The sequence below is a fragment of the Chryseobacterium sp. CFS15 genome (assembly GCF_031118795.1).
GTDB lineage: Bacteria > Bacteroidota > Bacteroidia > Flavobacteriales > Weeksellaceae > Chryseobacterium > Chryseobacterium indoltheticum.
This window is the reverse complement of the sequence record NZ_JAVHYL010000001.1, coordinates 552,669-577,886: the sequence shown is the minus strand read 5'-3', so window position 1 is coordinate 577,886 and position 25,218 is coordinate 552,669. Positions and strand designations below refer to the sequence as shown.

Annotated in this window: 21 protein-coding genes; 6 read left to right on the top strand and 15 right to left on the bottom strand. The window is 34.6% G+C overall.

Going from position 1 to position 25,218, the window contains the following annotated elements:
• Nucleotides 1-24 precede the first annotated feature (24 nt).
• Genes OH814_RS02780 through OH814_RS02770 form a run of 3 tightly spaced genes read right to left on the bottom strand, consistent with a single transcriptional unit; the run spans nucleotide 25 to nucleotide 3,627 of the window.
• Nucleotides 25-1,623, bottom strand: coding sequence for a hypothetical protein (locus tag OH814_RS02780; protein WP_308826991.1), 1,599 nt, complete (start codon nucleotides 1,621-1,623; stop codon nucleotides 25-27).
• On the bottom strand, nucleotides 1,624-2,598 hold the full coding sequence (locus tag OH814_RS02775; RefSeq protein WP_308826990.1) for a hypothetical protein: 975 nt from the start codon (nucleotides 2,596-2,598) through the stop codon (nucleotides 1,624-1,626).
• Nucleotides 2,599-2,604: 6 nt separating this feature from the next.
• On the bottom strand, nucleotides 2,605-3,627 hold the full coding sequence (locus OH814_RS02770) for a hypothetical protein (RefSeq protein WP_308826989.1): 1,023 nt from the start codon (nucleotides 3,625-3,627) through the stop codon (nucleotides 2,605-2,607).
• Nucleotides 3,628-3,787: 160 nt separating this feature from the next.
• On the opposite strand from OH814_RS02770, the gene OH814_RS02765 reads away from it, so the two are divergent.
• The gene (locus OH814_RS02765; protein ID WP_308826988.1) at nucleotides 3,788-4,585 is read left to right on the top strand and encodes a class I SAM-dependent methyltransferase; all 798 of its coding nucleotides are present in this window, start codon (nucleotides 3,788-3,790) and stop codon (nucleotides 4,583-4,585) included.
• A 52-nt stretch (nucleotides 4,586-4,637) separates the two neighbouring features.
• Here the strand turns inward: OH814_RS02765 and OH814_RS02760 are convergent, their stop codons facing one another.
• The 3 genes from OH814_RS02760 to OH814_RS02750 form a co-directional block, all read right to left on the bottom strand.
• Complete coding sequence (locus OH814_RS02760) at nucleotides 4,638-4,880, bottom strand: YtxH domain-containing protein (RefSeq protein WP_076559936.1); 243 nt, start codon at nucleotides 4,878-4,880, stop codon at nucleotides 4,638-4,640.
• 98 nt (nucleotides 4,881-4,978) lie between these two features.
• A complete protein-coding gene (locus OH814_RS02755; protein ID WP_308826987.1) occupies nucleotides 4,979-5,821 on the bottom strand; it encodes an isoaspartyl peptidase/L-asparaginase in 843 nt (280 codons plus the stop codon).
• 122 nt (nucleotides 5,822-5,943) lie between these two features.
• The gene (locus tag OH814_RS02750) at nucleotides 5,944-6,828 is read right to left on the bottom strand and encodes a cyanophycinase (RefSeq protein WP_076559940.1); all 885 of its coding nucleotides are present in this window, start codon (nucleotides 6,826-6,828) and stop codon (nucleotides 5,944-5,946) included.
• A gap of 198 nt (nucleotides 6,829-7,026) precedes the next feature.
• Here OH814_RS02750 and cphA point away from each other — a divergent pair, with 198 nt between their 5' ends.
• Nucleotides 7,027-9,654 (top strand): cyanophycin synthetase, encoded by a 2,628-nt coding sequence (gene cphA, locus OH814_RS02745; RefSeq protein ID WP_308826986.1) that lies wholly within the window; start codon nucleotides 7,027-7,029, stop codon nucleotides 9,652-9,654.
• 24 nt (nucleotides 9,655-9,678) lie between these two features.
• On the opposite strand, the gene OH814_RS02740 is transcribed toward cphA, so the two are convergent.
• From OH814_RS02740 to OH814_RS02700, 9 genes are all read right to left on the bottom strand, one after another.
• Nucleotides 9,679-10,155, bottom strand: a complete 477-nt coding sequence (locus OH814_RS02740; protein ID WP_308826985.1) for a hypothetical protein — start codon at nucleotides 10,153-10,155, stop codon at nucleotides 9,679-9,681.
• Nucleotides 10,156-10,165: 10 nt separating this feature from the next.
• On the bottom strand, nucleotides 10,166-11,350 hold the full coding sequence (locus OH814_RS02735) for a hypothetical protein (protein WP_308826984.1): 1,185 nt from the start codon (nucleotides 11,348-11,350) through the stop codon (nucleotides 10,166-10,168).
• A gap of 73 nt (nucleotides 11,351-11,423) precedes the next feature.
• Nucleotides 11,424-12,257, bottom strand: coding sequence for a GMP synthase (locus OH814_RS02730; protein ID WP_308826983.1), 834 nt, complete (start codon nucleotides 12,255-12,257; stop codon nucleotides 11,424-11,426).
• Nucleotides 12,258-12,286: 29 nt separating this feature from the next.
• Entirely contained in the window at nucleotides 12,287-13,408 is a 1,122-nt protein-coding gene (locus OH814_RS02725; RefSeq protein WP_076559950.1) for a carboxylate-amine ligase, read from the bottom strand.
• A 26-nt stretch (nucleotides 13,409-13,434) separates the two neighbouring features.
• Nucleotides 13,435-14,388 carry a hypothetical protein gene (locus tag OH814_RS02720; protein WP_308826982.1) on the bottom strand — a complete coding sequence of 318 codons (954 nt, stop codon included), beginning with the start codon at nucleotides 14,386-14,388 and terminating at the stop codon, nucleotides 13,435-13,437.
• Between the two features lie 42 nt (nucleotides 14,389-14,430).
• Complete coding sequence (locus OH814_RS02715) at nucleotides 14,431-15,141, bottom strand: alpha/beta hydrolase-fold protein (protein WP_308826981.1); 711 nt, start codon at nucleotides 15,139-15,141, stop codon at nucleotides 14,431-14,433.
• Between the two features lie 90 nt (nucleotides 15,142-15,231).
• A complete protein-coding gene (locus OH814_RS02710; protein ID WP_308826980.1) occupies nucleotides 15,232-16,443 on the bottom strand; it encodes an ATP-grasp domain-containing protein in 1,212 nt (403 codons plus the stop codon).
• A gap of 140 nt (nucleotides 16,444-16,583) precedes the next feature.
• Nucleotides 16,584-17,999, bottom strand: coding sequence for a leucyl aminopeptidase family protein (locus OH814_RS02705; RefSeq protein ID WP_308826979.1), 1,416 nt, complete (start codon nucleotides 17,997-17,999; stop codon nucleotides 16,584-16,586).
• A 3-nt stretch (nucleotides 18,000-18,002) separates the two neighbouring features.
• Nucleotides 18,003-19,124, bottom strand: coding sequence for an alpha/beta hydrolase-fold protein (locus tag OH814_RS02700; RefSeq protein ID WP_308826978.1), 1,122 nt, complete (start codon nucleotides 19,122-19,124; stop codon nucleotides 18,003-18,005).
• Nucleotides 19,125-19,293: 169 nt separating this feature from the next.
• Here OH814_RS02700 and glgB point away from each other — a divergent pair, with 169 nt between their 5' ends.
• From glgB to OH814_RS02680, 4 genes are all read left to right on the top strand, one after another.
• Nucleotides 19,294-21,243, top strand: a complete 1,950-nt coding sequence (gene glgB / locus OH814_RS02695; RefSeq protein ID WP_308827006.1) for a 1,4-alpha-glucan branching protein GlgB — start codon at nucleotides 19,294-19,296, stop codon at nucleotides 21,241-21,243.
• Entirely contained in the window at nucleotides 21,240-22,646 is a 1,407-nt protein-coding gene (locus OH814_RS02690; protein WP_308826977.1) for a glycogen/starch synthase, read from the top strand. The genes glgB and OH814_RS02690 overlap by 4 nt, the downstream gene beginning before the upstream one ends.
• A gap of 17 nt (nucleotides 22,647-22,663) precedes the next feature.
• Nucleotides 22,664-23,932, top strand: coding sequence for a glucose-1-phosphate adenylyltransferase (locus OH814_RS02685; RefSeq protein WP_076559966.1), 1,269 nt, complete (start codon nucleotides 22,664-22,666; stop codon nucleotides 23,930-23,932).
• Nucleotides 23,933-24,122: 190 nt separating this feature from the next.
• Complete coding sequence (locus tag OH814_RS02680) at nucleotides 24,123-25,163, top strand: SRPBCC domain-containing protein (protein ID WP_115618846.1); 1,041 nt, start codon at nucleotides 24,123-24,125, stop codon at nucleotides 25,161-25,163.
• The last annotated feature ends 55 nt before the right edge of the window (nucleotides 25,164-25,218 follow it).

The window sequence follows — 25,218 nt, the reverse complement described above, 5'->3', positions numbered from 1 at the left end:
AAGATTAGCTAATAAAATTTTATTTCAATGATCTGCAGTTTGATAAATGTCTGTTTCAGCTACATTTTTGTGAGAAGATTCCGAGTAGAATGGTATTTTTAGTAATGAATCTTTTCTTATTAAAACTCTTTTTGAATCGAACGCATCAGGGTTTTCTTTAATCAAATCATCTGCATAATCACTCTTTTGAAATTGATATACATCTTTGATTATCTTATTTTTTTCAAAGATTAAATCTACAATCTCTTCAACATGTGTTGTGCTGTCCGTAAGCTTACTCAATTCTAAGTTTTTGTTATTTGCATTTAAAGCAATTTCATTTGGCACAGGATTAAGTTTGCTTTTCCAAACGTTTTCGTTATCAGAAGTTTCATTGACAGCTGTTTCCTGATGTACAGGAGAAACGTCTGGAATTACTTCCTGTTTCTTTTCCTTTTCGTAAAACATTGTGAAAAATACCAATGCACCGATCAATAAAATATTCAACACAAAAGAAATAATCAGAAAGACTGTATTTTTACTTTGCTTTTCTTCTGTATGATGAGGAAATTCTGATAAAGACGGTCTTTGTAAAGGAAAAGAACTCTGATTTCGATGATTACTGAAAGAAGAAATTTGAGCCGGATGATCTAATTTTCTTTTTTCAGCATAAAATTCTTTCTCAATTTGTTTGATAGAATTATTGACTTCTTCCAGTTTTTTTCCGGATTCCAAAGCAGAAATAAACTCATTGAATTTTCGTAAAAAATTTGCGTGTAAGCTATTTAAAGCTGTCAGATTTTTATCTGCTTTCTCTATTTTATGACCATTCTCAACATGTATTTTCTTGTCTTGCTCTATTTGCTTCTTTAAATTTTCATATTCGTTTCTTCCGTCATCTTCAATTTTTTTACTTTGTTTTTTAAATTTTGAAATCGTATTGAGAATCTGTTGTTTAATTTCAGTTTGAAAATTTTGTATTTCTTCTTCTAAAATATTGACATCAATTAATCTGAAAAGTCTCTTTTGAGAAACAAATTCAGCAATTTCTTTACTGTCGATAAAAAACAGAGTATCATATTTTGGTAAAATCTCCAACGCTTTCTTAAATAGATTCTGAATGGAATTACTGTCTAATTTATTGGTGAAAATAACCAGATTTTTATCTGAACCTTCCCAGTCTATAAAGCTTACTTTTCTACTGTTGTATTCAATTTTTTCGAAATCCTGATCAAAAACATTCGTGAGATTAAACTCTTTTGAATGATTGATATTTAAAACATTATTGCTTACATTATTATTTTTTAAGTTCTGGTGAATCTGATGCAATGAGTTTAAGATTAAATTTTCATCAGCTACTTCATCAGAAAAGATCAAACTTGTACCGATAAAAGTGCCTGTTCTGTTAGAATTTTTCTCTTTTGCGTAGGTATAAACAGAGTAAGAGATCAAAAACTTATCGGTAACACCTTCTTTTCTGATTGAGTAAATACGGTCATTGGGAGATAATAATTGTATGGCATCTGTTTTTAGATCGAAGGTTTTTAAAGCTTTTTCTAAATTTTTATTTCCATAAATACAGGATTGTGTAAAACCGTTTGGAGTTCCAAATGTTGCAAAGCCGAAGACATTTATTTTTTTCATCTATTTTGAAAAGCTAAATTTTATTTTTTCCCAGAAAGTACCTTCATAATCCAAATCGTAGCCAACGATATTGTTATACAGCCATTTTGCAATAACTTCTGCTGACTCCAGATTCAGGAGTGTTATTTTTTCAATTCCGGCCTGATTCTGCACATTTCCTATGGTAAAATAGGTTTTGCTGAGGTTGTAAGTGTCAATTCGGTTATTGGTCATACTCAATCTTTCGCTGATGAAATTTTCAAGATGCTGCTCGTTATCTACGCCTGTATTTCCGGATTTATCCCATTTGGAAATCACAAGAAGTACATTTACATTTTTCAGATTTTTTCCTTTTTTTTCCAGATAATCTAAAAACTCCACGATTTTAGAATCTTCATGATGCGCTTTGTCATAGCTTGTTACAATCAAAAAGTTCAGCGGAATGTCTGAGTTTAAGTAGGCTTCAATATCTGCGTGATATCTTCCGCCTCTTGATATTTCGTTATGATTTTCTCCAGCAGTTTCTAAAAATGAAATATTAATGGAAGGAACTTTTTTCGATTGATTATTCGGGTCAAATACAAAATCTAATCTTGTGACCTGATCTCTCGTACTTCTATTGGGAAGGATACCTTTTTTTATATTTTCAAAAAAATCAGCCAATAAAATTTGTGCTTCTCTGGAATTTGGGCTTCCTAATTTCGGTCGCAAAACTCCGGCATAAGAATTCAGATAATACAAAATCGCTGATAAAATAACCGATTTTCCCGAGGCAGAGGTTCCGTAAAAGAAAACGAAATTGCTGTCTTTATTTTTTACAGTGGTTGTGCTGCCGTTTGAGGTGGGAACAAAACCATCATCTTCTATTTCAGGAAGCGTGTAAATATTTTCATTCGTTACAATCTCGTTTTGAGGCTCTGTAAAGTCATCGAATTTTTTAAAATCGTTGTCATAATCATAGTTATCAAAAGAAAAAGGTTTGTCATTATTCATCATGGTAATTTATTTATTAGGGATTAACGTTCTGCCTTTTTTTCTGTTTCCTAAAACGCTGTTATTGGTTCTGTTATCGGGACTTGTCACCAACAAAATAATGATCACAATAACGAAGTCTAATAAAATACATCCTGCCAAAACAACGAACTGATACATTCCGAAGTTTTTAATTGCGTGCTCAAAAGCATAACCGATTTTTCCAACGTTTTGTGTCTGAGAAAGTAAAGGTTCGAATTTAAATTTATCTTCTCCTAAAATGTTACTGCCTCGGTTTCCAAGTTTATTATAATCTGTTAAGGCATTATCTATAAGCGATTGTGCCAAATCATCCTTCTCTTTTTTAGGTAACAGTAAAAACTCCTGTACTCTTTTATTCCATTTCAGAACAGAATTATTGATATCTGATTTTAGATTTTTTTCATCCGGTGACAAATCCATTACCATATTATCGATTTGACTTCCCATTCTTTGTGCTAAATCTTCATAATCATTTCCAATTGGCGTTAAAAGATCTACTTTCTGACCCGTCATTTTCTCGATGTCTCTAATCAATGATTGCGCTCTTGTCCCGATTCCCTGGTTTGCGGGATCAACAATTTGAGCCATTAATTGTTTTTTCTTAATCTCAATATTCCGTGTGGTTTCTTTCGGGTATTTATAATTTAATTTTGCTTCTATATTGTTTTCCAATGTATTAAAATCTTCATTAATTGTTTTTAATTCGTTGGTATAGATGTCGGTACGCATAAATCTTGTGTACAAAGCGTTGAAATTGGCAATAAAACAAAATGATGCAATGAATATGTAAATTCCCACCAAGCTTCCGGTAGATTTACTTTCAAGTTTTGCCGCACGAAGCATCCAGCAGAGAAATAATAAAAGCAAAGAAAGCACGAGTGCGATTACAAATGATGCATTGCCAAAAATTTGCTCAAGCCCAACCCAGGTTTGATAAAAGCTCACGCTGATTAATAATATTGCGAGCACGCCTAGAAATAGATCTGATGCTCCTAAAGAATTTTTACTCATGGTTGATAGATATTTATAATATTGTTTTTTTCTTTTTTGTAAAACAAGAATCGGTATTCTAATTTTCTCCAAAACTACAGTGGCATTCTTGTTTTTTTTTACGGGAAACCATAAAGCATAGAGGTTTCCGGAAAAAAATTATATTTACAGAAAAAAAACGATGGAAAATTATTTAGAAATTAACAGGAAATCCTGGAACGCTAAAGTGGAGCCGCATTTGAAATCTGATTTCTATTTTGTAGATGAATTTTTGAAAGGAAGAACTTCATTAAATTCAATAGAATTAGGACTTTTAGGAGATGTAAAAGGTAAAACAATCCTTCATTTGCAGTGTCATTTTGGGCAGGATTCTATTTCGCTTTCGAGAATGGGAGCAAAGGTTACCGGAATTGATCTTTCAGATAAAGCAATTGAAGCGGGAAGAGATTTGGCGAAACAATGTAATACAGATACAGAATTTATTTGCTCTGATGTGTATGATTTGCCTACTATTTTAAATGAAAAATTTGATATAGTTTTCACGAGTTACGGCACAATTGGCTGGCTTCCCAATCTTGAAAAATGGGCGGGTGTAATTGATCATTTTCTAAAACCTGGCGGGCAGTTTGTCATGGTAGAATTTCATCCTGTTGTTTGGATGTTTGATGATGATTTTAAAGATATTTCGTATAATTATTTTAATGAAAAACCCATTGCTGAAACGTACGAAGGAACATATGCAGATTTTTCTGCCGAAATAGTTCAGGATTATGTGATGTGGAACCACTCCTTATCTGAAGTAATGCAAAATTTAGTTGATAAAAATATGGTTATAGAAAAGTTTCAGGAGTTTGACTGGTCACCATATCCGTGTTTTAAACACATTGAAGAGTTTGAAAAAGGAAAGTGGCGAACAGAGAAATTTGGAAATAAAATTCCTATGGTTTATGCCCTTTCAGCACAAAAAAAGTCATCGTAATGATGACTTTTTGTATATGAATGTTAAATTTTTAAGTTTATAAATTCAGATCTTATATATTAGATGCAGAATCTTCTACTTTTGTTTTCGCTTCGTCAAATTTACTTTGCGCCTGGGAAGCCACTTCATTTGCCTTATCTTTCAAATCATTTCCCCATTTGTTCAAATTATCCTTCGCAGAGTTGATTTTGTCTTTTACAGCTTGCTGCTGCTCCGGAGTAGATTTTTTGTATTTCCAATATGCTAATGCACCTATTCCTAATAAAGCTAATAAACCGTTTGTCTTATTTCCCATGATTTCTGATTTTAAAAGTTATAATATTAAATTTGTTATTAATAACTATGTAAAATGTGTGCCAAAAATTTTTCGGGAATAATAAAAATATGTTAAAATTATTTGAAAATATCAAATTGATTTCCATCAAAGCTTGCAAAAACCATGGTAGGATAAGAATCCTGATGATAAATATTTCCGTTTTTATCAATGGCGATAGCTCCGGCAAAACCATCGATTGTCTTTAACTCTGCAAAAGTTTTGTCAAAAGCTTCTTGTAAGCTCATTCCGTCTGTCACTCTGGTTACAATTTTCGCTGATGTAGCATTGCTTACAATATCTTCACCAACTCCGGTGCAGCTTACGGCACAAAATTCATTGGCATAATTTCCGGCTACCGTTGCAGAATCCGAAATTCTTCCCGGAATCTCAAAACCTTTACCTCCTGTAGAAGTGGCAACAGCTAATTTTGCGTTTTTATCGATGGCAACACAACCAACAGTTCCTTTTCCGCCATTATGTAATTTGGCTTCGTATTCTTTTCTTCTTTGAGGAATTTCTGTTGAGAAGTTTTCAAAACCGTTATTGTTAGCATAAATTTTAGCTCCATTTCCGCCTAAAACTCTGTCATCTTCTTTCATCAGTTCCTTTGCTACAAAAATCGGATTTTTCACATCCTGAATATTGATAACACCGCTCATTTTCTGAGTTTCACCATCCATCAATGCTGCGCTCATTCTGATAACGCCGTCACTTTGAATTTGCGAACCGATTCCAGCATTATACAATTCATCATTTTCCAAAAGAGAAACTGCGTACGCAACAGTATCGACCGCAGAATGGGTTTCTAGATATTGATATGCTTTTTCAGCAATGCTTTTTAAAGAATCTTGTTTGGCAATTTTCACTTCATTGCTTTGGTCACTTTCAGAGAAAAAACCTCCGTGGATAATGATTTTCATAAAAAGGATAGTTGATTATTGATAAATGATAATTGATCTAAGTTTTTGATTTTAAATGATTTTAATTTTTAAATACAAATCAAAATCATTTATTATTTATCGATTATCAATGATTATTTATTTTATGTCTGAGGTATCGGATTAAACTGAGAGTTTTCTATCGTCAGTTTTCTTGTCGTCAAATCATAATGATCATTCATCGACATGACATGAACGGTAAGATTATCTATTGAGATAGGTTCACCTAAATTGATGTTGGTAAGATTGGTGTCTTTAATAAATCTTCCATCAACAATAATTACCAATCCAGATCCTACAGCGGTCATGGTATCATTGTGAATGAAAAGTCCGGTATCTTCACCTAAACCGATGCCTAAAGTTCTAGGATTGTTTACAACAGCCTGAAAAAGTCTTCCGATTCTTCCTCTTTGTACGAAGTGCGTATCTACAATCACATTATCGATTAAACCTAAACCTTGAGTCGTTTTAATTTCACCTTTCAACAAAGCCTCAGAACTGCTTCCTTGGTAAATCATATTCTCAGAAGCTGCAGCAGCTCCTGCTGAAGTCCCGGAATAGATAAAATCCTGCTCCTGATATTTAAGTAAAATAGCATCGTGAAATCTTGTTCCGCCCAAAATGGAAGTCAGTCGTAGTTGATCGCCGCCTGTAAACATGACAACGTCGGCTGCATTTGCTCTTGCAACAATAGCATCCGAATTGGCTTCTTCACGGTTGTGAATATCCAATATATTTACGTTTTTGGCTCCTAAAAATTCAAAAGCTTTTTTATATTCAGAACCCACTATTTGCGGGATCTGCGAAGCCGTAGTAATGACTTCGATAACTGAGTTTTCTTTATTCTTAGATTCAGTAATGATTTTTCTTAAGATTCCTCTTTCAAAAAAGTTAAGATTTTTTTCAACATTCTGATCGTAATCGGTTTCAGAAAAACTGCCTTTATTAACAGCTCCACCGATAATAATTAATTTTCCAACAGGTTTCATAGCTTGCAAATTTAAAAAATAATAAATTGTTAATGAAATGTAAACCGCTTTTTAACGTATTTACTTTGATTTATAATTAATTACAGAAAGTGTATTTTTTTAATAAATCTTTAATAGCGCTATGGTTTTGTTTGAGGTTTTGCATTATCTTTGATTTAGAAAGATGTTTTTATTAATAAAATAAGGTATAGCTAAACTATGAAAATTGAGAAGATACAGGCGTTGCGTGGTCCAAATATTTGGAGTATACGAAGAAAGAAGCTGATACAGATGCGTTTGGATCTGGAGGAAATGGAAAATTTCCCTACAAATAAAATTGAAGGTTTTCGTGAAAGGATAGAACAGCTTATGCCGTCACTCATTAGTCACCGTTGTTCTGAAGGTACAAGAGGAGGTTTTTTTCATAGAATAGAAACCGGTACCTGGATGGGGCATGTGATCGAGCATATCGCTTTAGAAATTCAGACTTTGGCGGGTATGGAAACCGGCTTTGGGCGTACTCGTGAGACAAAAACTCCCGGAGTTTATAATGTAGTGTTTGATTATATCGAAGAAAATGCCGGAATTTATGCTGCTGAACAAGCGGTAGAAATTGCTTTAGCTTTAATTGAAAATAAAGAATACGATATCAATGCTTGTATTCAGAAACTGAAGGAAATCAGAGAACGGGTAAGATTGGGACCTTCAACAGGAAGTATCGTTGAAGAAGCGGTTTCAAGAAAAATTCCTTGGATAAGATTGGGAAGCAACTCTTTGGTGCAGCTAGGTTACGGTGTTAATCAGCAAAGATTTCAGGCGACAATTACGGGAAATACAAGCTCGATTGCTGTAGACATCGCATGTAATAAAGAACTGACAAAAAGAATGCTTCATGATGCTGCGATTCCTGTTCCGATGGGAGATTTAATTGTAGATGAGGAAGAACTTAAAAATGTTATTAAAAAGATAGGCTATCCAATTGTGATCAAACCTTTAGACGGAAATCACGGAAAAGGTTCATCAATTAATGTTAATGATTGGGTTTCATCGGTAACGGGGTTAGAGCACGCTCAGAAATACTCGAAAAAAGTAATTGTTGAAAAATACATTACCGGATACGACTTCAGAGTTTTGGTCATCAATAATAAAATGGTTGCTGCAGCGAGAAGAGTTCCTGCTCACGTTGTGGGTGATGGTGAATCTAATCTTAAGAAACTAATTGAAAGAGAAAATCAAGATACGAGAAGAGGATATGGCCACGAAAATGTCTTGACCGAAATTACGGTTGATAAAGATACTTTAGAATTACTTGAAAAACTTCAATATACTTTAGAAACGGTTCCTCAAAGAGGAGAAGTGGTTTATCTGAAATCTACCGCTAATCTTTCTACAGGCGGTACTTCTATTGATGTAACCGATATGGTACATCCTGAAAATATTACAATGGCAGAAAGAATTTCAAAGATTATTGGTTTAGATGTCTGCGGAATTGATATTATGGCAGAAAATCTTACCCAACCTTTGAAAGAAAGTGGTGGAGCGATCATTGAAGTAAATGCAGCACCTGGTTTCAGAATGCATTTGGCTCCGAGCGAAGGTCTTCCGCGAAATGTTGCTGCTCCGGTTGTCGATATGCTGTATCCGCAAGGAAAACCGTTTACCATTCCGATTATTGCAGTTACGGGAACCAATGGTAAAACGACAACCACAAGATTAATTTCCCATATCGTTAAAAATAACGGCTACAGAGTAGGTTTTACAACATCCGATGGAATTTATATTCAGAATACGATGTTGACGAAAGGGGATACTACCGGACCTGTTTCAGCAGAATTTATCCTAAAAGATCCAACCGTAGAATTTGCTGTTCTGGAAACCGCCCGTGGTGGAATTCTCCGCTCAGGATTAGGGTTTTCTCAATGTGATATCGGCGTTTTAACCAATATTAAAGAAGATCATTTAGGAATGAATGATATTCACAATCTGAAAGATTTAACCAAAGTAAAAAGAGTTGTATTAGATAGCGTAAAGAAAAACGGATGGAGTGTTTTGAATGCTGAAGATGAGTATTCAATGAGAATTATCAATGATTTGCCGAGTAATGTCGCGATTTTTAGTTTGGACGAAAATAACGAATACATCAAAAAATTCGCTAAAGAAGGCCGCATAACCTGTGTTTACGAAGAAGGTTTTGTAACCATTAAAAAAGGGGACTGGAAAATCAGAATCGGCAAAGTAAAAGATTTCCCGATTACAATGGAAGGGAAAGCAAAATTCATGATCGATAATGTTTTGGCAGCGAGTTTGGCTTGTTATCTTTATGGTTTTGGGATTGAAGATATTTCCAATTCACTACGGACATTTATTCCAAGTGCGCAGCTTACTCCGGGAAGACTGAATGTATTTAAATTCAAAAACTTTAAAGTTTTAATTGATTTTGCACACAATCCTGCAGGCTACGAAGCGATTGAAGATTATCTTAAAAATGTAGAATCTACCAAGAAAATAGGAATAATTTCCGGTGTGGGAGACAGAAGAGATGAAGATATCAGATTATGCGGAAAAATTGCCGGAAGAATGTTTGATCATATCATCATCAGAAATGAAAAACACCTTCGTGGAAGAACAGAAGAAGAAATCAATGGTTTGATTATAGACGGAATGCAATCTTCGGGAAGAGATGTAAGCTACGAGACAATTCCTAAAGAAATTGATGCGTTGAAACACGCAATGGGAATGGCAGAAGAGGGAACTTTTATCACTGCCTTAAGTGATGTAATTTCCAATGCAATCGACCTTGTTCAGGATTATCAGGCAAGAGAATTGCTCGAAGACGATAAATTTTAAATAAAGAAAAGGAGTAAAGTTAATTTACTCCTTTTTGATTTCCGGTTGTTCAGAATTAGCGTAAATCATGCCTAAAGTAAGATTTTTGTAATCCTTTAAAATCTGTGCATTAGATTTATTTTTTAAGCTGTCTCTATAAAATCCGATCCTTTTTGTTTCAGAATAAAAAAGTTTATTGGTTTCAACGTCTTGTTCTTTAATGAAAAGCGTTAATCTTGCGGGTTTAATTCCTTTTTGCTGAAGTTGATATTCATCTTTTCGATTATTAAATCTTAAAACAATGAAACTCATTTCTTCAGACCAGCCACCGCCAACATATGCTATCTCAAAATTTACTTTCAGGTTTCTTAAAATGTCTTTTACTTTTTTATTGAGGTAAAATTGTTCATTTTCTTTAAATTTTCCGATTTCCTGTTTAGAATAAACTTTTTGTTGAGCATTCAGCTTAAAAGTCAAAACTAAAATAATTGGCAAAATGATTTTTAATACATATTTATTCATGTTTCATAAACTATTCTTCCCCAAAAAACGCATGAGAACTTCCAATCCAAATTGCATCTTTTTTATTAAAATCTACATTTACCATTGCGGCTTTGGTCATTCTGGAAAGGTTTTGAAGTAAAATAGGTCGCTCTTCATTTTCTTTCCAGATATATAGTAAACGGATTTCTGCTCTTGAAAAATCTCCATTGATATCTTCAAAAATAGGTTCGTAATTTACTTTTCGCTGCAAGATATAATTTTCTTTATCTAAAATAGCATCAGTAATTTCTTTTGTTGGATTTAAATTTACACCGCTTCCTGCAAAAGAAAACAGAGGTTTTAAAACAAAATTTTCAAGTTTTTCATTTTCAGGAAATTCGTGTAGAAAATAGCTTTTCGGAACAAATTCGTGCTTAAGTAAAGGCAGAATATATTTAGAAATCTTAAAAAACCAATTAGGATGAGTAACCCATTCTACATCGGCCTCTTCACGGAAATTAAATTCAGTTTTTAGATCAGGAATTTTATCTAGCTCATCGAAAATTACGCGGTTATAAATTCTTTTAATTCTGATCAGTTTTCCATTATGTTCGTAAAATAATTGATTTTCCTGCTTTTTTACTTTTGTAAGACAAACTGTTTTTATGCCCAAAAGTTTCTCGGTTAAAGTAAAATCAATTGCGGTTTTCTGTTTTTCAGGATAAATTTCAAGTAAAATAACGTTTTCAGGATTTTCTTTACCAACGATCAGTTCATATAAATGCTTTTGATAATCTTCATCCGAAATATTGTTTCTCAATTGATTTAAGAAAGGATAAACTTCACAAAAAGTACCTTCATAAACATTCTGAAAAGCATAAAGAGAGGGGAAGGCCTGCAATTCTATCAGTTGAGGTTCTATTTTTCCGTTTTCACTTCTGCAGATTCCAAAATCTATGGTAAAAAAATGAGGCTGTTTGGTATCATTGGGAACTTTACAGTTTTCCGGAATTGAATTTTCTAAAGTTCCTTCAGGAAAATTTTTAATCTGATCAATAATACTTTCACTTGCAGAAACTAATTTTTCTTTGAATTGATGAGTTAAAAAAATAGGACTTTCAGACAATCTGAATGTTGGCAATAGGCCGCTTTTTTCTTTTAATATTGATTGAAGCTGATTGTACTTTTCGCTGCTGAATTCTTCGTTAAACTGTTTTCTGTATTTAGGGATCATATATTTTTCTTTTTGTGATTTAAAAAATCGAGCATTAATGCTCGATTTTAATTGTTTTTATTTGAATTTTTCATCAGGCTGTTGCCTTCTTTTGTTTCAAAATATTTTTTTTAGCATCGCTCAAAAAGCGAGGTAAAATTTGAGATTGTGTAAGAACGATTTTATCTTCGTCATTAATGCGGTCTACGGTTTCGAGATATTTTTCCATACCGTAATTTTCAATCATTGCTTCTTTATTTTTCTCGTCTTTCAGATTTTCAATCATTCCATCGGGATTAGCTTCAGGATGAAACTGTGTTCCGAAAATTTCATCAGAAAAACGAACTGCCATAATTGCCCGTTCCAGATCAATATGAGGACGAGATTTTTCAATAGCCACCATTTTCATTTCCAATTCTTCAAAACGCTCCACATTAGGCTCAATAAACTGATAGGCTCTGGAATCTACTGCATAAAAAGGATCTGGTAAGTTTCTGAATAAGAATTCCTCTTCGCCTTCTTCCGTCTTATGAATTGGCATTATTCCAAAAGAATAAGATTTTCTTTTACAGATATTTCCTAAATTCCAATGAATACTCGCCAATTGAAAAGAATGACAAATCAGAAAAAGATATTTTTTTGCCTCATTATGCTTGTTATGTTCATAAACTGCATTCAAAAAATCTGCAAATTTCTGTTCCCATTCAAAACCTTCACGGTGCGGATTTCCCGGTCCGCCGGAAGAAATGAATATATCAAAATCTTCAATATTTGGAATTTCGTTTTTATATCTTACATCAAAACCTGTAATGCTTATATTTTCGTCTGATTGCTTCTTAAAATTTTCAGAAATTTCTTTAATATTTTTAAACCCTTGATTCGCCTGATTGTTATTCATATCCAGCAAAGCAATTCTTACATCTTTCATAACTTCATAATTTCTGCAAAGTTATGAATTTATAATGAAGCAAATTCACCGTGCGTAATGCCGTATTCTGTCTCAGATATCATATAATCAACGACTTTCTTCAGATCTCCGGTTTCTTTATAGACCGCCAATTGTCGATCTGCACCCGTTCCGTTTTCCAGAATTTTCCAGGCATATTCTACTTCTTTTCTGCATCCCAAATCATCAACCACATCATCAATAAACTCTAAAAGTTCCTTTAAAAGATCAGGATAAGGCACCGATTCTTCTTTACCAAAATCAATCAGTTTAGAATGAACCCCATCTCTGGAAGCACGCCATTTATTTTCGTTAAGTAAGAGTCTTCTGTAGCTTCTGAAACTTAAATTTTGCTGATGTAGTTTGTAGATTTTAGCTACTAAGCTTTGCATAATCGCCGCAAGACAAACTGTTTCTTCAATTCTTAAAGGCATATCACAAATTCTGAACTCAATCGTAGGATAAAACGGATGAACACGCAGATCCCACCATATTTTTTTGGCATTATCAATAGTTCCTGTTTTCACCAAAAGATCTACATAACTGTCAAATTCAGCCAAAGAATTAAAGTAACTTGGAATTCCGGTTCTTGGGAATTTTACGAAAATTTCCTGTCTGTAAGACTTAAAACCTGTACTTCTGCCGATCCAAAAAGGTGAATTCACTGAAAGCGCATAGACATGCGGCAAGAAATAACGCATGACATTCTGTATTCTCACGCCTTCTTCACGATTGGGAATTCCGATATGAACATGCAGTCCGAAAATAAGATTTCCACGGGCAACATCGCCCATATCGTCTACAATTTTGTTATAACGTTCGCCGTTTGTAATGGTATTGTGTTCCCAGTTTGAAAAAGGATGAGTTCCGCCGCCAGAAACACGAAGTCCCTGTTCATGGGCTGTATTGATCAGATGTCTTCTTAGATTGGTGAGTTCAGCCTGAGCTTCCTGAATGTTTTGACAGATTCCTGTTTCCATTTCAATCATTGATTCGTGCATTTCGTGTTTTAAATTTTCACTTAAAACAGCCTTTCCGCCTTCAATGATTTTTGAAACATGAGAGATTAAATCGCGGCTTTCAACATCGATGATCTGATATTCTTCTTCTATTCCTATTGTAAATTGATGCATTTTTTTTTCAGTGTTTTTTTAATTTTTTATTTTACAGAATCTTTTACAAAAGTTCCCCACGAGATATTAGGTTTTCCGGGAACGTATTCTTTAGCTTTTTCAATGGCTAATTTTGCAGAATGTTCTACAATCCATGCGAAATTTTCTTCTCCAACAGAGTTCTTGTCTGCATCAGGAGCTGGATTACAGAAATCAATCGCATACGGAATTCCTTCTTTTACCGCAAATTCAACGGTGTTGAAATCATATCCTAAAGCCTGGTTCATTTTAATCGTGTAATCATGAATTGTTTTCAGTAATTTTTTTAAATCTTCGCCTTCTGTCTGATGCGTTGTTTCATATCTCAGATGAGGTGCATTTCTTGGCTCGTAAGGCATAATGTGAACGTATTTTTGCCCTAAACAATACACTCTGTAATAATCCTGAAAAACAATTTCTTCCTGAACCATCATGACCAATTGCTCTGTTTCGCTTAGTTTATCCCAAAGATCCTGCGGATTTTCTACTCTGTAAACGCTTTTCCAGCCACCGCCGTCGTGAGGTTTCATGTATGCCGGAAATCCTACATAATCAAAGATGTATTCCCAATCGTGTGGAAATTTTAAATTTCTGAATGAAGTTTCTGAAGTGTCGGTAGGTCTTTCATGTGAAGGAAGCAAAACTGTTTTAGGCAAAGGAATTCCTAGTTTTGTCATTAATGCATTGTTGAAGAATTTTTCATCAGCGCTCCACCAAAAAGGATTATTAATGACATAGGTTCCATTTAAAGCTGCGTTTTTCAGATAAGCTCTGTAAAAAGGGACATCCTGAGAAATTCGGTCAATAATTACTGCATAACCATAATCTGCGCCTTGCTCCAGTTTATCTATATTCACTGCTTCAGCGATAATTTCTCCCTTTCCGAGCTCGTTTACTTTATCAATAAATGCCCACGGAAAAGTGTCTTCCATCCCGAATAAAATTCCTACTTTTTTTGCCATAATTTTGTTTTTTTATTAGTATTAATATTTTGAATTATTTGATTAGAAAAATGTGCCTATATATGTTGGGAAAGTCATTCTCCAGAGAGGCCAGTCGTGATTGATCCATCTTTTTTCATCGTACCAGAAATCAATTCCTTTGGAGGCTAAAATAGCTGCCATTTCCACATTTTTATCTTTACAGATGTCTTCATCTGAGGTGCTCAAAACAATATGCATGTGTTTGTATTTCCAGGCGTCATCATTTTTAACAAACTCTCTCGGACAGTTAAAATAAACCAGATCATCATCATATCCATCCATAAAATTTCTGATGCTGAATGCGCCCGAAAGACAGAATAAATGAGAAATCACATCAGGAAATCTGAATGCAAAATTCGCTGCATGATAACCCCCGAAACTTGCGCCCGCAATAGCAACTCGATGTACTTGATGAATCTTTTGAATGTAAGGAACGAACTCCTGAATCAGAAACTGCACATATTTTTCATAATTTCTGATTCTTTGCTGAGGAGAAATTTTTTCGTCATAAAAACTCCACGAATCAATCGTCTGTATATTGTATAGTTTCACTTTTCCCTGCTCAATAAAATAATTGATACTGCTGTTCAGGTGAAAATCATGGTTTTGAGTATATAAACCCTGAGAAGTCGGAAACATAATAATCGGATAGCCATAATGTCCTGTAATTTCTACTTTTAGGCTTGTTCCTAATATGTGTGAGTAATAATCAGTATGTTCTATGTGTGGCATATTTTTTATAATTGATAAGTAATGAGTAATAGATAATAATTTTGCATCTAGCATCTAGCATCTAGCATCTAGCATCTAGCATCTAACATCTTAGCTTGATGGTTTGTCTTTCGGCGGAAGTACATTCAGCATTTCAGCGTGAATCTTTTCTGCTGCAAAATCTAATCTTTCCTGAACAATAGCAGAATCGCTTGATTTGTAAACAATTCCTACATGATAATCAATTGGAAGAAATTTTACGACCTCCTCACACTCAAAATCCTTATAATTGGGAGCTAAATCTTTTATTAATGCGACAATTAATCCTGAATAATATCCTGTAGGTTTTGAAACTTCATAATGATTTCCTCTTAAAAGCGAATCTTCAATTTTTGCCCATTCGCGCCAAATATTAATATTGCTCGAAGCCTCGACTAGATCAGGAATATGAGCGCCTCCCACTCTTGAAGAGGTTTCAAGGAAATACCATTTTCCATCTTCTTTACCACGAATAAACTCTGTATGGGTAGCCCCGTTCTGCAAACCGAAATTCGATAAAACTTTTGCATTGGCTTCTTCTAAAGCTTTGAATTCTTCTGAATATCTACCTAAAGTTTTGGTGCGGAAAACGCCACCTTCGTGAGAGACCTGCATCGGAGGAGCAAGATATTTTGAAGCCGAGGTAAAAACAATTTCTTTATTAAATGTTAAGCTGTCAACGTGATAAACGTCACCGGGTTTAAAGCTTTCGAGAAGAAATAAATGTCTCTCTTCGCCCAGCTTTTCAAGTGCTTCCCAAAGTTCTTCCTGGTTTTTTAACTTTTTGATTCCTGAGGCCGAAGCTTCTGATCGTGGTTTTAACACCCAGGGCGGAGAAATTTTATCGCAGAAATCTTTTACTTCCTGATCATTAAACACGGCGATGAATTCAGGAACATTGATTCCGGAATCTTTTGCTTTCTGCCGCATGGCCAGTTTATCTCTGAAATAACGATGCGTTGTCTGTCCCATTCCAGGGATACGGAATGTCTCACGAATCAGTGCGGCTTTTTCAACATCATAATCATCTAAGGCGATAACCGCATCTACTTTTCGGCTTTTCATCAAATGAGAAAATCCCTGAATAAGATGGTCGAGATTCCAAACCGAAGGTTTAAGTTCGGGCATGTAGAAAACTTCATCAACAGCGTGCCATGGCCAGTTTTTGTCTTTTAAATTCTCCGACGTAATGAGGATAATTTTATTTCCGAGTTTTTTCATCTCATCCATAAAATCGTAACCTTTATAGTAGCACGAAATGCACACGATGGTTTTCTCCTTCATATAATGATTTTTAATTTTTATTAAATTATAAAAAATAAAAGCTTATGATTATTGATTATTTAATACTAAAAACTAGTAATCGATATGCTTTTGAAAATTACTAATCAAGTATAAGAAGAAAATTTTTAAAAAACTAATTTTTAATGATAATTTTCAATTAAATCGGCCAATAGTTGTACTCCAAAGCCGGTTGCCGCTTTATCTTTAGCATATCCTACGTTTCCAAACGCCACTCCTGCAATGTCGAGATGTGCCCAGTTTGGATGACCTTCGATAAACTGCTCCAAAAATTTTGCGGCGATAATACAATCACCCAGAGGCTTCATTGATATATTTTTAAAATCGGCAACATCAGATTTGAAATCATCCAACCAAACATCCCATAAAGGTAGATTCCAAAGGCGCTGATTGGTTTTATCGCCAGTTTTAATCAACAGGTTTTTCAAGTCTTCATTGTTCGAAAACATTGCCCCGCACGTATCTCCAAACATCCTTACCGAACTTCCTGTAAGGGTTGCAAGATCGATCAAAATATCGGTTTTATAATTTTTTGAAAGATAAGATAAACCGTCTGCAAGCGTCATTCTTCCTTCTGCATCGGTGTTTAAAACTTCAATTGTTTTTCCGTTGTAAGCAGTAATTACATCGCTGGGTAAATAGGCATTTTCTGAAACTGCGTTGTCTGTAATCGGTAAAATCGCGGTAATGTTAACGGGAAGTTTCATTTGTGATGCATAAATGAGAGCACCAATCACGGCTGTTGCGCCTCCCATATCAGATTTCATGTAGTGCATATTGTCTGACGCTTTGATGGATATTCCTCCTGTATCAAATAAAACGCATTTTCCTACAAGCCCGAAAGTTTTGGCATTTTTCTCCGTTGTTTTATATTCTAAAATGGTAAAAGCCGCATCGTAAGCACTTCCCTGATTTACCGAAAGGAAGGCTCCCAGACCCAATTCTTCGCATTTTTTTCTATTAAAAACGGTATATTTCAATTGGTTTTTCTTGGCTAGATCTTTAAGATAAGTATTGAAAATTTCAGGCTTTTTTAAATTAGCTGGTTTATTAAGCCAATCCTGACAAGCTGCTTGTCCATCGCAAATGGCGTCTATTCTTAAAGAAATAGTTTCAAGTTTTTTCTGACTTAAATTTCCGAAGTGAAGCTCAAAAGACTCGTTCCAAAAAGGATGATTTTTATCAAATGGATAGGCGTAAGTTCCCAGGAGCATTCCTTTTGCGAACTCTTCAAACTGTTTTTCGTTAATAAATTCAGAGATCAGTAGGGTAGGAACGGTTTGTATGTTTTTTTTCTGAGTCTGGGAGAATTTCATTCCATTCTGTTGAAATTCAAAATTCTGTAAAGTTTCTTTTCCTAGACCTATATAATAAATAATATTTTCTTCACTGGTTTCAATGAAAATTTCGTGTTTTTTACCTGCGAAAAGCAGTGTTATATTTTTGTTGAAATTTTTAGAATGTAAAGCCCAGGTTTCTTCTGTAAATAATTGAAAGATCTGTGTGTACTGTTTATTTTTTTTGTTGAATAATTTCATAATCTAATTTTTAATAGTGTCTTGATGAGGTTTTACTTCTACAGGGTTTTCGGTATTATTATAAAACAACCATTCGATTGCCCTCGGAAATTCCTGAGACCAGTGAAATTCGCTGTGAGAACCTTCGGGATTTATATTAGTTTTAAATTCAAAATCAAAAAGATTTTTCTTTTCCCATCTTTCCAGATAATTTTCGAATAGCTGGATTCTTTTTACCATTTTAGAGCCTTCCTTTTCGCCCCCGTACAAATAAATTTTCATTTTATAGGGAATTTTAAAACTCATCATCGGAAATCTGTTGTTGGGTTCCACCCAAAGTGAAGGCGAAAAAATCAACAGTTTTGAATAAACTTCTGGATACAAAAATCCGCTGTAGATACTGATTAAAGCGCCTAAAGAACTTCCGCCGATTCCTGTGTTTTCGCGGTCTTTTTTGGTGCGGTAATGATCATCAACGAAAGGTTTTAATGTATCTGCAATAAAACGGATGTATTTTTTTCCTTCGGAACCTTTTGTGATATTGTCGTTATCAAAAATATATTCCTTAATTCGGTCTTCACTGCCGTGTTCTACTGCAATTACAATAACGTCTCCACGACCGTATTCAGCAAGTATAGATAGTTTTTTGTCGATTTCCCAATTTCCGTACTGACTTCCTTCGTTAAATAAATTCTGCGCATCCTGAAGATAAAGCACGGGATATTTTTTATCTGAAATATAATAATCGTAGGGAAGAAGTGCCCAGACTTTGCGGTAACGCTCCAGCTGTGGAATGTAAAATTCTTCAGATATAATTTCAACAATAGGGAAAAACTCGTCTTTGAAAGGTCCCCAGTTGAGTCTCCATTTTTCTACAAAATCAATAGCTTTTGCCGAATGCTTCTGGATTTTCCTGTTTGGCGTAATATTTCCGTATTGGTCTAATTCTACATTTTCCCAGCCTCCTTTTGTGAATTTGTATTCGATCTCATCTGGAAGCAACTGATCATCAATCTCAATGCTGTATGTACTTTCATCCGAAATATCGAGTTTGAAATTGTAATCTTTAGGGTTCCATTTATTAAAGTTTCCGGTGATAAAAATAGGTCTGCTGTCTTTTTCTGCCGTATTGAGTGTAAATTTCATTAAGTGTTTTTAACGGTTTAAAACTTTTAAATTTATAAAAAATATTTTTATGAATTCTTTTTAATATTGATTAAAAATAGCTTCTGCCAAGGGAAAATTTCATATATTTGATAGTCATCGTTATTCAGTAAAGATAGATGTAGATGATTTAGACCAAAAACCGATTATGATGAATTTTGTAAAAACCTACACCCTTTTTACGGATCACGATGTATATCTTTTCAAAGAAGGTAAACATTACAAGCTCTACGAAAAGTTTGGTGCACATTCTGTTGAAAAAGACGGAGTAAAGGGGGTTTATTTTTCGGTTTGGGCTCCGAATGCGAAAAAAGTGTCTGTTATAGGGAACTTTAACAACTGGAATCACCGTGAACATATACTTTTTCCCAGATGGGATCAATCCGGTATCTGGGAGGGTTTTATTCCTGCGCTTTCGTGGGGTACACTTTATAAATATGCGATAGAAACAGCTCAGGGACAGATTTTAGAAAAAAGCGATCCTTATGCATTAAGCTGGGAACAAAACCTGCAGGCAGCTTCCATGGTTTCTACTAACTGGTACGAATGGGAAGATAAAGAATGGCTTGAAAAACGCTGGAAGAAAAATAGTTTAGATGCGCCTATTTCTGTTTACGAAATACATTTAGCGTCATGGATACGAAATGAAGATCATCCTGAATTATTTTTAAATTATAGAGATATAGCCGCCAAATTAGTTCCGTATATTACCGAAATGGGTTTTACGCATGTAGAATTTATGCCTGTAATGGAGTATCCGTATGATCCGAGTTGGGGATATCAGATAACCGGTTTTTTTGCCGCAACTTCTCGCTTTGGCTCTCCGCAGGATTTAATGTTTCTGATCAATGAACTTCACAAAAATAATATTGGCGTTATTTTAGATTGGGTTCCTTCGCATTTTCCGGGTGATGCCAATGGTTTGCATCGTTTTGACGGTTCTTATTTATATGAACATGAAGATCCCAGAAAAGGGTTTCATCCGGATTGGAAATCATATATTTTTAATTACGGACGAAATGAAGTGAAGTCTTTCCTGATCTCAAATGCAGTGTTCTGGCTCGATCGTTATCATGCAGATGGGCTTCGGGTAGATGCAGTAACGTCTATGCTTCATCTTGATTACTCAAGAAATGAAGGTGAATGGGAACCTAATATTTTTGGTGAAAACGTAAATCTTGAAGCGAAAACTTTCCTACAGGAATTTAATACCGCCGTTTATAAAGAATTCGGAGATAATATAATGACCATTGCCGAAGAAAGTTCAGATTTTCCAATGCTTACAAAACCTGTGCACGACGGTGGCGTAGGATTTGGAATGAAATGGATGATGGGCTGGATGCACGATACTTTATTTTATTTTAAAGAAGATCCTGCAGACAGAAAAAACCACCATCACAAGCTCACTTTTTCGTCGATGTACATGTATAATGAAAATTATATGATTCCGCTTTCACATGATGAAGTGGTGCATGGAAAAGCCAGTTTGATCTACAAGATGAAAGGTGACGAATGGCAGAAATTTGCCAATCTCAGAGCCTTGTATGTTTATATGTTTACCCATCCCGGAGCAAAATTGCTTTTTATGGGAGATGAATTCGGGCAAACCAACGAATGGAATTTTAAGAAAAGCTTAGATTGGCATTTGTTGCAATATCCGGTACATAAAGGTTTGCAGACGTTAGTGAAAGATTTGAATCATCTTTATAAAAGCGAAACAGCACTTTTTGAAAATCAGTTTAACCAAAATGGTTTTGAATGGGTTGAAGCCAACGATCAGGATAATTCCGTTTATATTTATTTAAGAAAAGGGAAGAAAAGAGATGATGTTTTTATGGTGATCTTAAATCTTACGCCTAATGTTCTAGATTATAAAGTTGGCGTAAATTCAGGCACACAATGGGAAGTGGTTCTTAATTCTGATGATGAAAAATATAGTGGAAGCGGAGTAGATGCGAATATTTTCAGAGAAGATCGTGATGAATGGATGAATCGTCCAAAATCAATCAGTCTCAATCTTCCGCCACTTTCCGGAATTGTTTTAAGACAGAAAAAAGATAAAAATTATAAATTAAATAGGATTAAACAACATAAAAAATGACAATATTTCACCTCAGTACAGAATGTTATCCCGTAGCAAAAGTTGGCGGACTTGCAGATGTGGTCGGTGCTTTACCAAAATATCAGAATAAAATAAAAGACGTCAATGCAAAAGTGGTAATGCCTTGGTACAACAAGCATTTTGTGTATGATTATGATTTTGAAATAGTTTTTGACGGTTTTATTCATCAGGGATCCAATATGCTTCAGGTACAGGTGTTGAAAGAGACTACTGATGTATTGGGATTTGAATTGTTTATGGTGAAAATACCGGGATTACTTGACCGCGAAAATCCTTACGGATATGCAGATGAAAATTTTCAGTTTTTAGCTTTCCAACATGGCGTTCTGCATTGGTTGTCTGCCATGAAAATACGTCCTGATGTTTTGCATTGTCATGATTATCACACAGGTTTGGTTCCTTTTATGATAGAAAACTGTTACGAATTTGAATTTCTGAAAGGCGTTAAAACTGTCGGAACCATTCACAATGGCGAATATCAGGGAATGATGAGTTGGGATATGGTAAGCTATATGCCTGCTTTTGATCACTACAAATGGGGACTTCTGGATTGGAATGGCCTTATCAATCCTTTGGCGAGTATGATTAAATGCTGCGGTGCTTTTACGACAGTTTCCGAAGGTTATCTTGAAGAGTTGTTTGTGAGTTTCAGAGGTCTTGAAAGTTTAGTAAGAGAAGAATTTTCTAAAGCATACGGGATTATCAATGGTATCGATACCGATGTCTGGAATCCTCAGACTGATCCGATGATCGATTTTAATTTTAACACTAAAAACGTTTTAAAAACGAAGAAAAAAAATAAAATTAAACTTTGTAAGGAGTATGGCTTAAATCCTGATCTTCCTTTATTTGCATTTATCGGAAGATTTGCTACAGAAAAAGGTGCCGATTTGCTACCGGATTTAATCTGGAGAAGCATAAAGCAAAGTTTTGGAGGGTTGAATATTATGGTGCTTGGCTCAGGTAATGCTTATATAGAACAACAGTTGAGAGAGCTTGATTCTGTATACTCCAATTTTGCCACAGATATCGGATATAAAGAACATCTTTCTCACAAAATTTACGCTTCGGCAGATTTTTTGTTGATGCCTTCTAGAGTTGAACCTTGTGGTCTCAATCAGATGTATGCGATGCGTTACGGAACTGTTCCTGTCGTAAGCTACACCGGCGGATTGAGAGATACTGTAAAAGATATTACAACCGGAGGTTCCGGCTTGAATTTTACTTACCCAGGGGTAGATGATATCATTCACGCAATGAGCCGTGCTTTGAATATTTACAAAGACAAAGCGAAAATGGATGAATTGATTTTGTCTAATATGAAATTTGACTTTGCATGGGAGAAATCAGCAGAAAAGTATTTAACACTATATAAAAATTAAACAAAACGCAGATATTTATGAAACACAACGTCATTTCCATTGTGTTGGGAGGAGGTAGAGGAACAAGGCTTTTTCCGTTAACGTATACAAGATCAAAACCCGCTGTTCCTATTGCTGGAAAATACAGATTGGTAGATATTCCGATTTCAAATTGTCTTAATTCAGGGCTTAATAAGATATTGGTTTTAACCCAGTTTAATTCGGCTTCCCTCAATTCGCACATCAAAAATTCTTACCACTTTGATATTTTTAGTCAGGGTTTTGTAGATATTTTGGCGGCTGAGCAGAATGTTGACAGCGACAGTTGGTTTCAGGGTACTGCAGATGCGGTTCGCCAATCGATGAAGCATCTTGAGAAGTACGATTATGAGTATATTCTTATTCTTTCCGGAGATCAGTTGTATCAGATGGATTTTAATGAAATGCTCGATTTTCATATTGATAATGGTGGTGATGTTACAATTGCAACCATTCCCGTTAATGCAAAAGATGCAACCGGATTTGGAATTTTAAAATCTGATGATGAAGGGAATATTACTTCATTTGTTGAGAAGCCGGGCTTTGATGAGCTTGACGGTCTGCAATCTGAAGTTTCAGATGAAAACAAAGTGAAAGGAAAAGAATTCTTAGCATCGATGGGAATTTATATTTTCTCTAAAAGCATTCTTAAAAAAATGTTTGAAGATGGTGCGGGAGACGATTTCGGAAAAGATATTATCCCAAATTCTATCGGAAAATATACAACACTTAGTTACCAATACGAAGGATATTGGACAGATATAGGAACAATTGAATCTTTCTACGAAGCCAACTTAGATCTTTGCCACGATTTCCCGCAGTTTAACCTGTTTTCTTCAGCACCTATTTTTACGCGTGCTAGAATGCTTCCACCTTCTAAAGTTAATGGCTCTTATGTAAGTAAGGCGGTATTCGGAGACGGATGTATTATTATGGCAGATAAAATAGAAAATTCTGTGATTGGAAACCGTACAAGAGTTGATAAAGGAAGCACGATTGTAAATTCATATATTATGGGAGCCGATTTTTATCAAAATACCTTAGAGATTGTAGATAACGACCGAAAAGGTTTACCCAATATGGGAATCGGAAAATACTGCTATATCGAAAAAGCGATTTTAGATAAAAACTGCTACATCGGCGACAATGTAAGAATTATTGGAGGAAAACATCTTCAGGATGGTGATTACGGAACACATTCGGTACAGGACGGAATTGTTGTGGTGAAAAAAGGTGCAATGCTTCCTCCGGGAACTCATATCGGATAAGGGGTTAGACGTTTGATGTTGGAAGCTGGATGTTTTTGAGAGTTAATAATTTTCAAGTTTAGTTTTTAATTTAAAATTTTTGTAGCCGAATATCAAGCGTTAAACATCAAACCTCCATTACCCATCAAAAATAAAAAACAAGAGTGATCAAGATATTGGTCACTTTTTTTATTTGTATTACTTTTGTGCGATGCGTTTTTTCAAAATCATAGCGGTTATTATAATTTTGTTGGTGGGTGCTTATGCAGCTTCCATGTACTATTTTGTAGATGAAAGTAAAGAGTTTACCATAGAAAAAGAGGTTGATTATCCTGTGGAAAAGGTTTTTAATCAGTTTAATAATTTACAGAATTTCACCCGTTGGAATAATTTCTTTTCAAGTTCAAAAAGTATTGCCATTGATTACTATTCTCCGTACGAAGGAAAAGGAAGCGCTATCAGCTACAATGATCCTAAAAGTGAAGATGGAGGCGAGATGTTTATCCGTTATGAAAATCCCAACAAAACGCTTAGGTATCAGCTTTTTGAAGATGAAGATGAAAATCCTACTTTGATTGATGTGAAATTTACTGCAGTTTCAGCCGAAAAAACAAAAATTACCTGGTATGTTCATACGCCGAAATTATCGGTTTTATCAAGAGCCCAGAATTTTTGGACGGAAGATAAATTTGCAGAAAATATTGATAAAAGCATGCTTAATCTTAAAAATGTTTTAAGCAACAAAGTGGAAAAAGATAATCAGCTGGCTGCGATAAAATATGACAGTCTCATGGTTGAAAAAGAAGAAGAAAAAATGATTTTGGGAGTGAATGTAAGTACTTCCAATAAAAAAGATGCTTTATACAGAAACATCGTTATGAATTACAACAAAATAAATAATTTCGTAACAATGGATTTAGGTAAAAAAAATGATGAAGTAGGATACCCTGTTCTTATCACTGATGCCGACAATTTTAAAGATAACGAGGTGTCTTATTTTTTCGGAATTCCATTGTCAAAAAAAATAGGAATTGCAGATAATAATTTCAGTTTCAGATCTGTGAGCCCCACAGAAAATTATGTGATGTATTACAAAGGATCTTATTCGGCGAGAATAAAAGCAATTCAGCAGCTTATACAAAAAGCAAAGAAAGATGAAATGCGCTATGGTGATGTTTATCAGACTTTTATAGAACCGCCTGTAGATGGTCAGAATGTTAATCTTAAACTTTCTCTCTCTGTTTATAGATGATTTTTTCCCAATTATCTTTTTTATATTTTTTTTAAGGTTTTGAGGCTATCCCAAC

Bases quoted from the DNA above. Each gene is read 5' to 3' on its own strand.
- OH814_RS02765 (WP_308826988.1), top strand. From the start codon at position 3,788: ATGGAAAATTATTTAGAAATTAACAGGAAATCCTGGAACGCTAAAGTG.
- OH814_RS02770 (WP_308826989.1), bottom strand. From the start codon at position 3,627: ATGAGTAAAAATTCTTTAGGAGCATCAGATCTATTTCTAGGCGTGCTC.
- OH814_RS02725 (WP_076559950.1), bottom strand. From the start codon at position 13,408: ATGCATCAATTTACAATAGGAATAGAAGAAGAATATCAGATCATCGAT.
- OH814_RS02750 (WP_076559940.1), bottom strand. From the start codon at position 6,828: ATGAAACCTGTTGGAAAATTAATTATTATCGGTGGAGCTGTTAATAAA.
- OH814_RS02705 (WP_308826979.1), bottom strand. From the start codon at position 17,999: ATGAAATTATTCAACAAAAAAAATAAACAGTACACACAGATCTTTCAA.
- OH814_RS02715 (WP_308826981.1), bottom strand. From the start codon at position 15,141: ATGCCACACATAGAACATACTGATTATTACTCACACATATTAGGAACA.
- OH814_RS02690 (WP_308826977.1), top strand. From the start codon at position 21,240: ATGACAATATTTCACCTCAGTACAGAATGTTATCCCGTAGCAAAAGTT.
- OH814_RS02710 (WP_308826980.1), bottom strand. From the start codon at position 16,443: ATGAAGGAGAAAACCATCGTGTGCATTTCGTGCTACTATAAAGGTTAC.
- OH814_RS02730 (WP_308826983.1), bottom strand. From the start codon at position 12,257: ATGAAAGATGTAAGAATTGCTTTGCTGGATATGAATAACAATCAGGCG.
- OH814_RS02760 (WP_076559936.1), bottom strand. From the start codon at position 4,880: ATGGGAAATAAGACAAACGGTTTATTAGCTTTATTAGGAATAGGTGCA.
- OH814_RS02680 (WP_115618846.1), top strand. From the start codon at position 24,123: ATGCGTTTTTTCAAAATCATAGCGGTTATTATAATTTTGTTGGTGGGT.
- glgB (WP_308827006.1), top strand. From the start codon at position 19,294: ATGAATTTTGTAAAAACCTACACCCTTTTTACGGATCACGATGTATAT.
- cphA (WP_308826986.1), top strand. From the start codon at position 7,027: ATGAAAATTGAGAAGATACAGGCGTTGCGTGGTCCAAATATTTGGAGT.
- OH814_RS02700 (WP_308826978.1), bottom strand. From the start codon at position 19,124: ATGAAATTTACACTCAATACGGCAGAAAAAGACAGCAGACCTATTTTT.
- OH814_RS02720 (WP_308826982.1), bottom strand. From the start codon at position 14,388: ATGGCAAAAAAAGTAGGAATTTTATTCGGGATGGAAGACACTTTTCCG.
- OH814_RS02755 (WP_308826987.1), bottom strand. From the start codon at position 5,821: ATGAAAATCATTATCCACGGAGGTTTTTTCTCTGAAAGTGACCAAAGC.
- OH814_RS02685 (WP_076559966.1), top strand. From the start codon at position 22,664: ATGAAACACAACGTCATTTCCATTGTGTTGGGAGGAGGTAGAGGAACA.
- OH814_RS02780 (WP_308826991.1), bottom strand. From the start codon at position 1,623: ATGAAAAAAATAAATGTCTTCGGCTTTGCAACATTTGGAACTCCAAAC.
- OH814_RS02775 (WP_308826990.1), bottom strand. From the start codon at position 2,598: ATGATGAATAATGACAAACCTTTTTCTTTTGATAACTATGATTATGAC.
- OH814_RS02735 (WP_308826984.1), bottom strand. From the start codon at position 11,350: ATGATCCCTAAATACAGAAAACAGTTTAACGAAGAATTCAGCAGCGAA.
- OH814_RS02740 (WP_308826985.1), bottom strand. From the start codon at position 10,155: ATGAATAAATATGTATTAAAAATCATTTTGCCAATTATTTTAGTTTTG.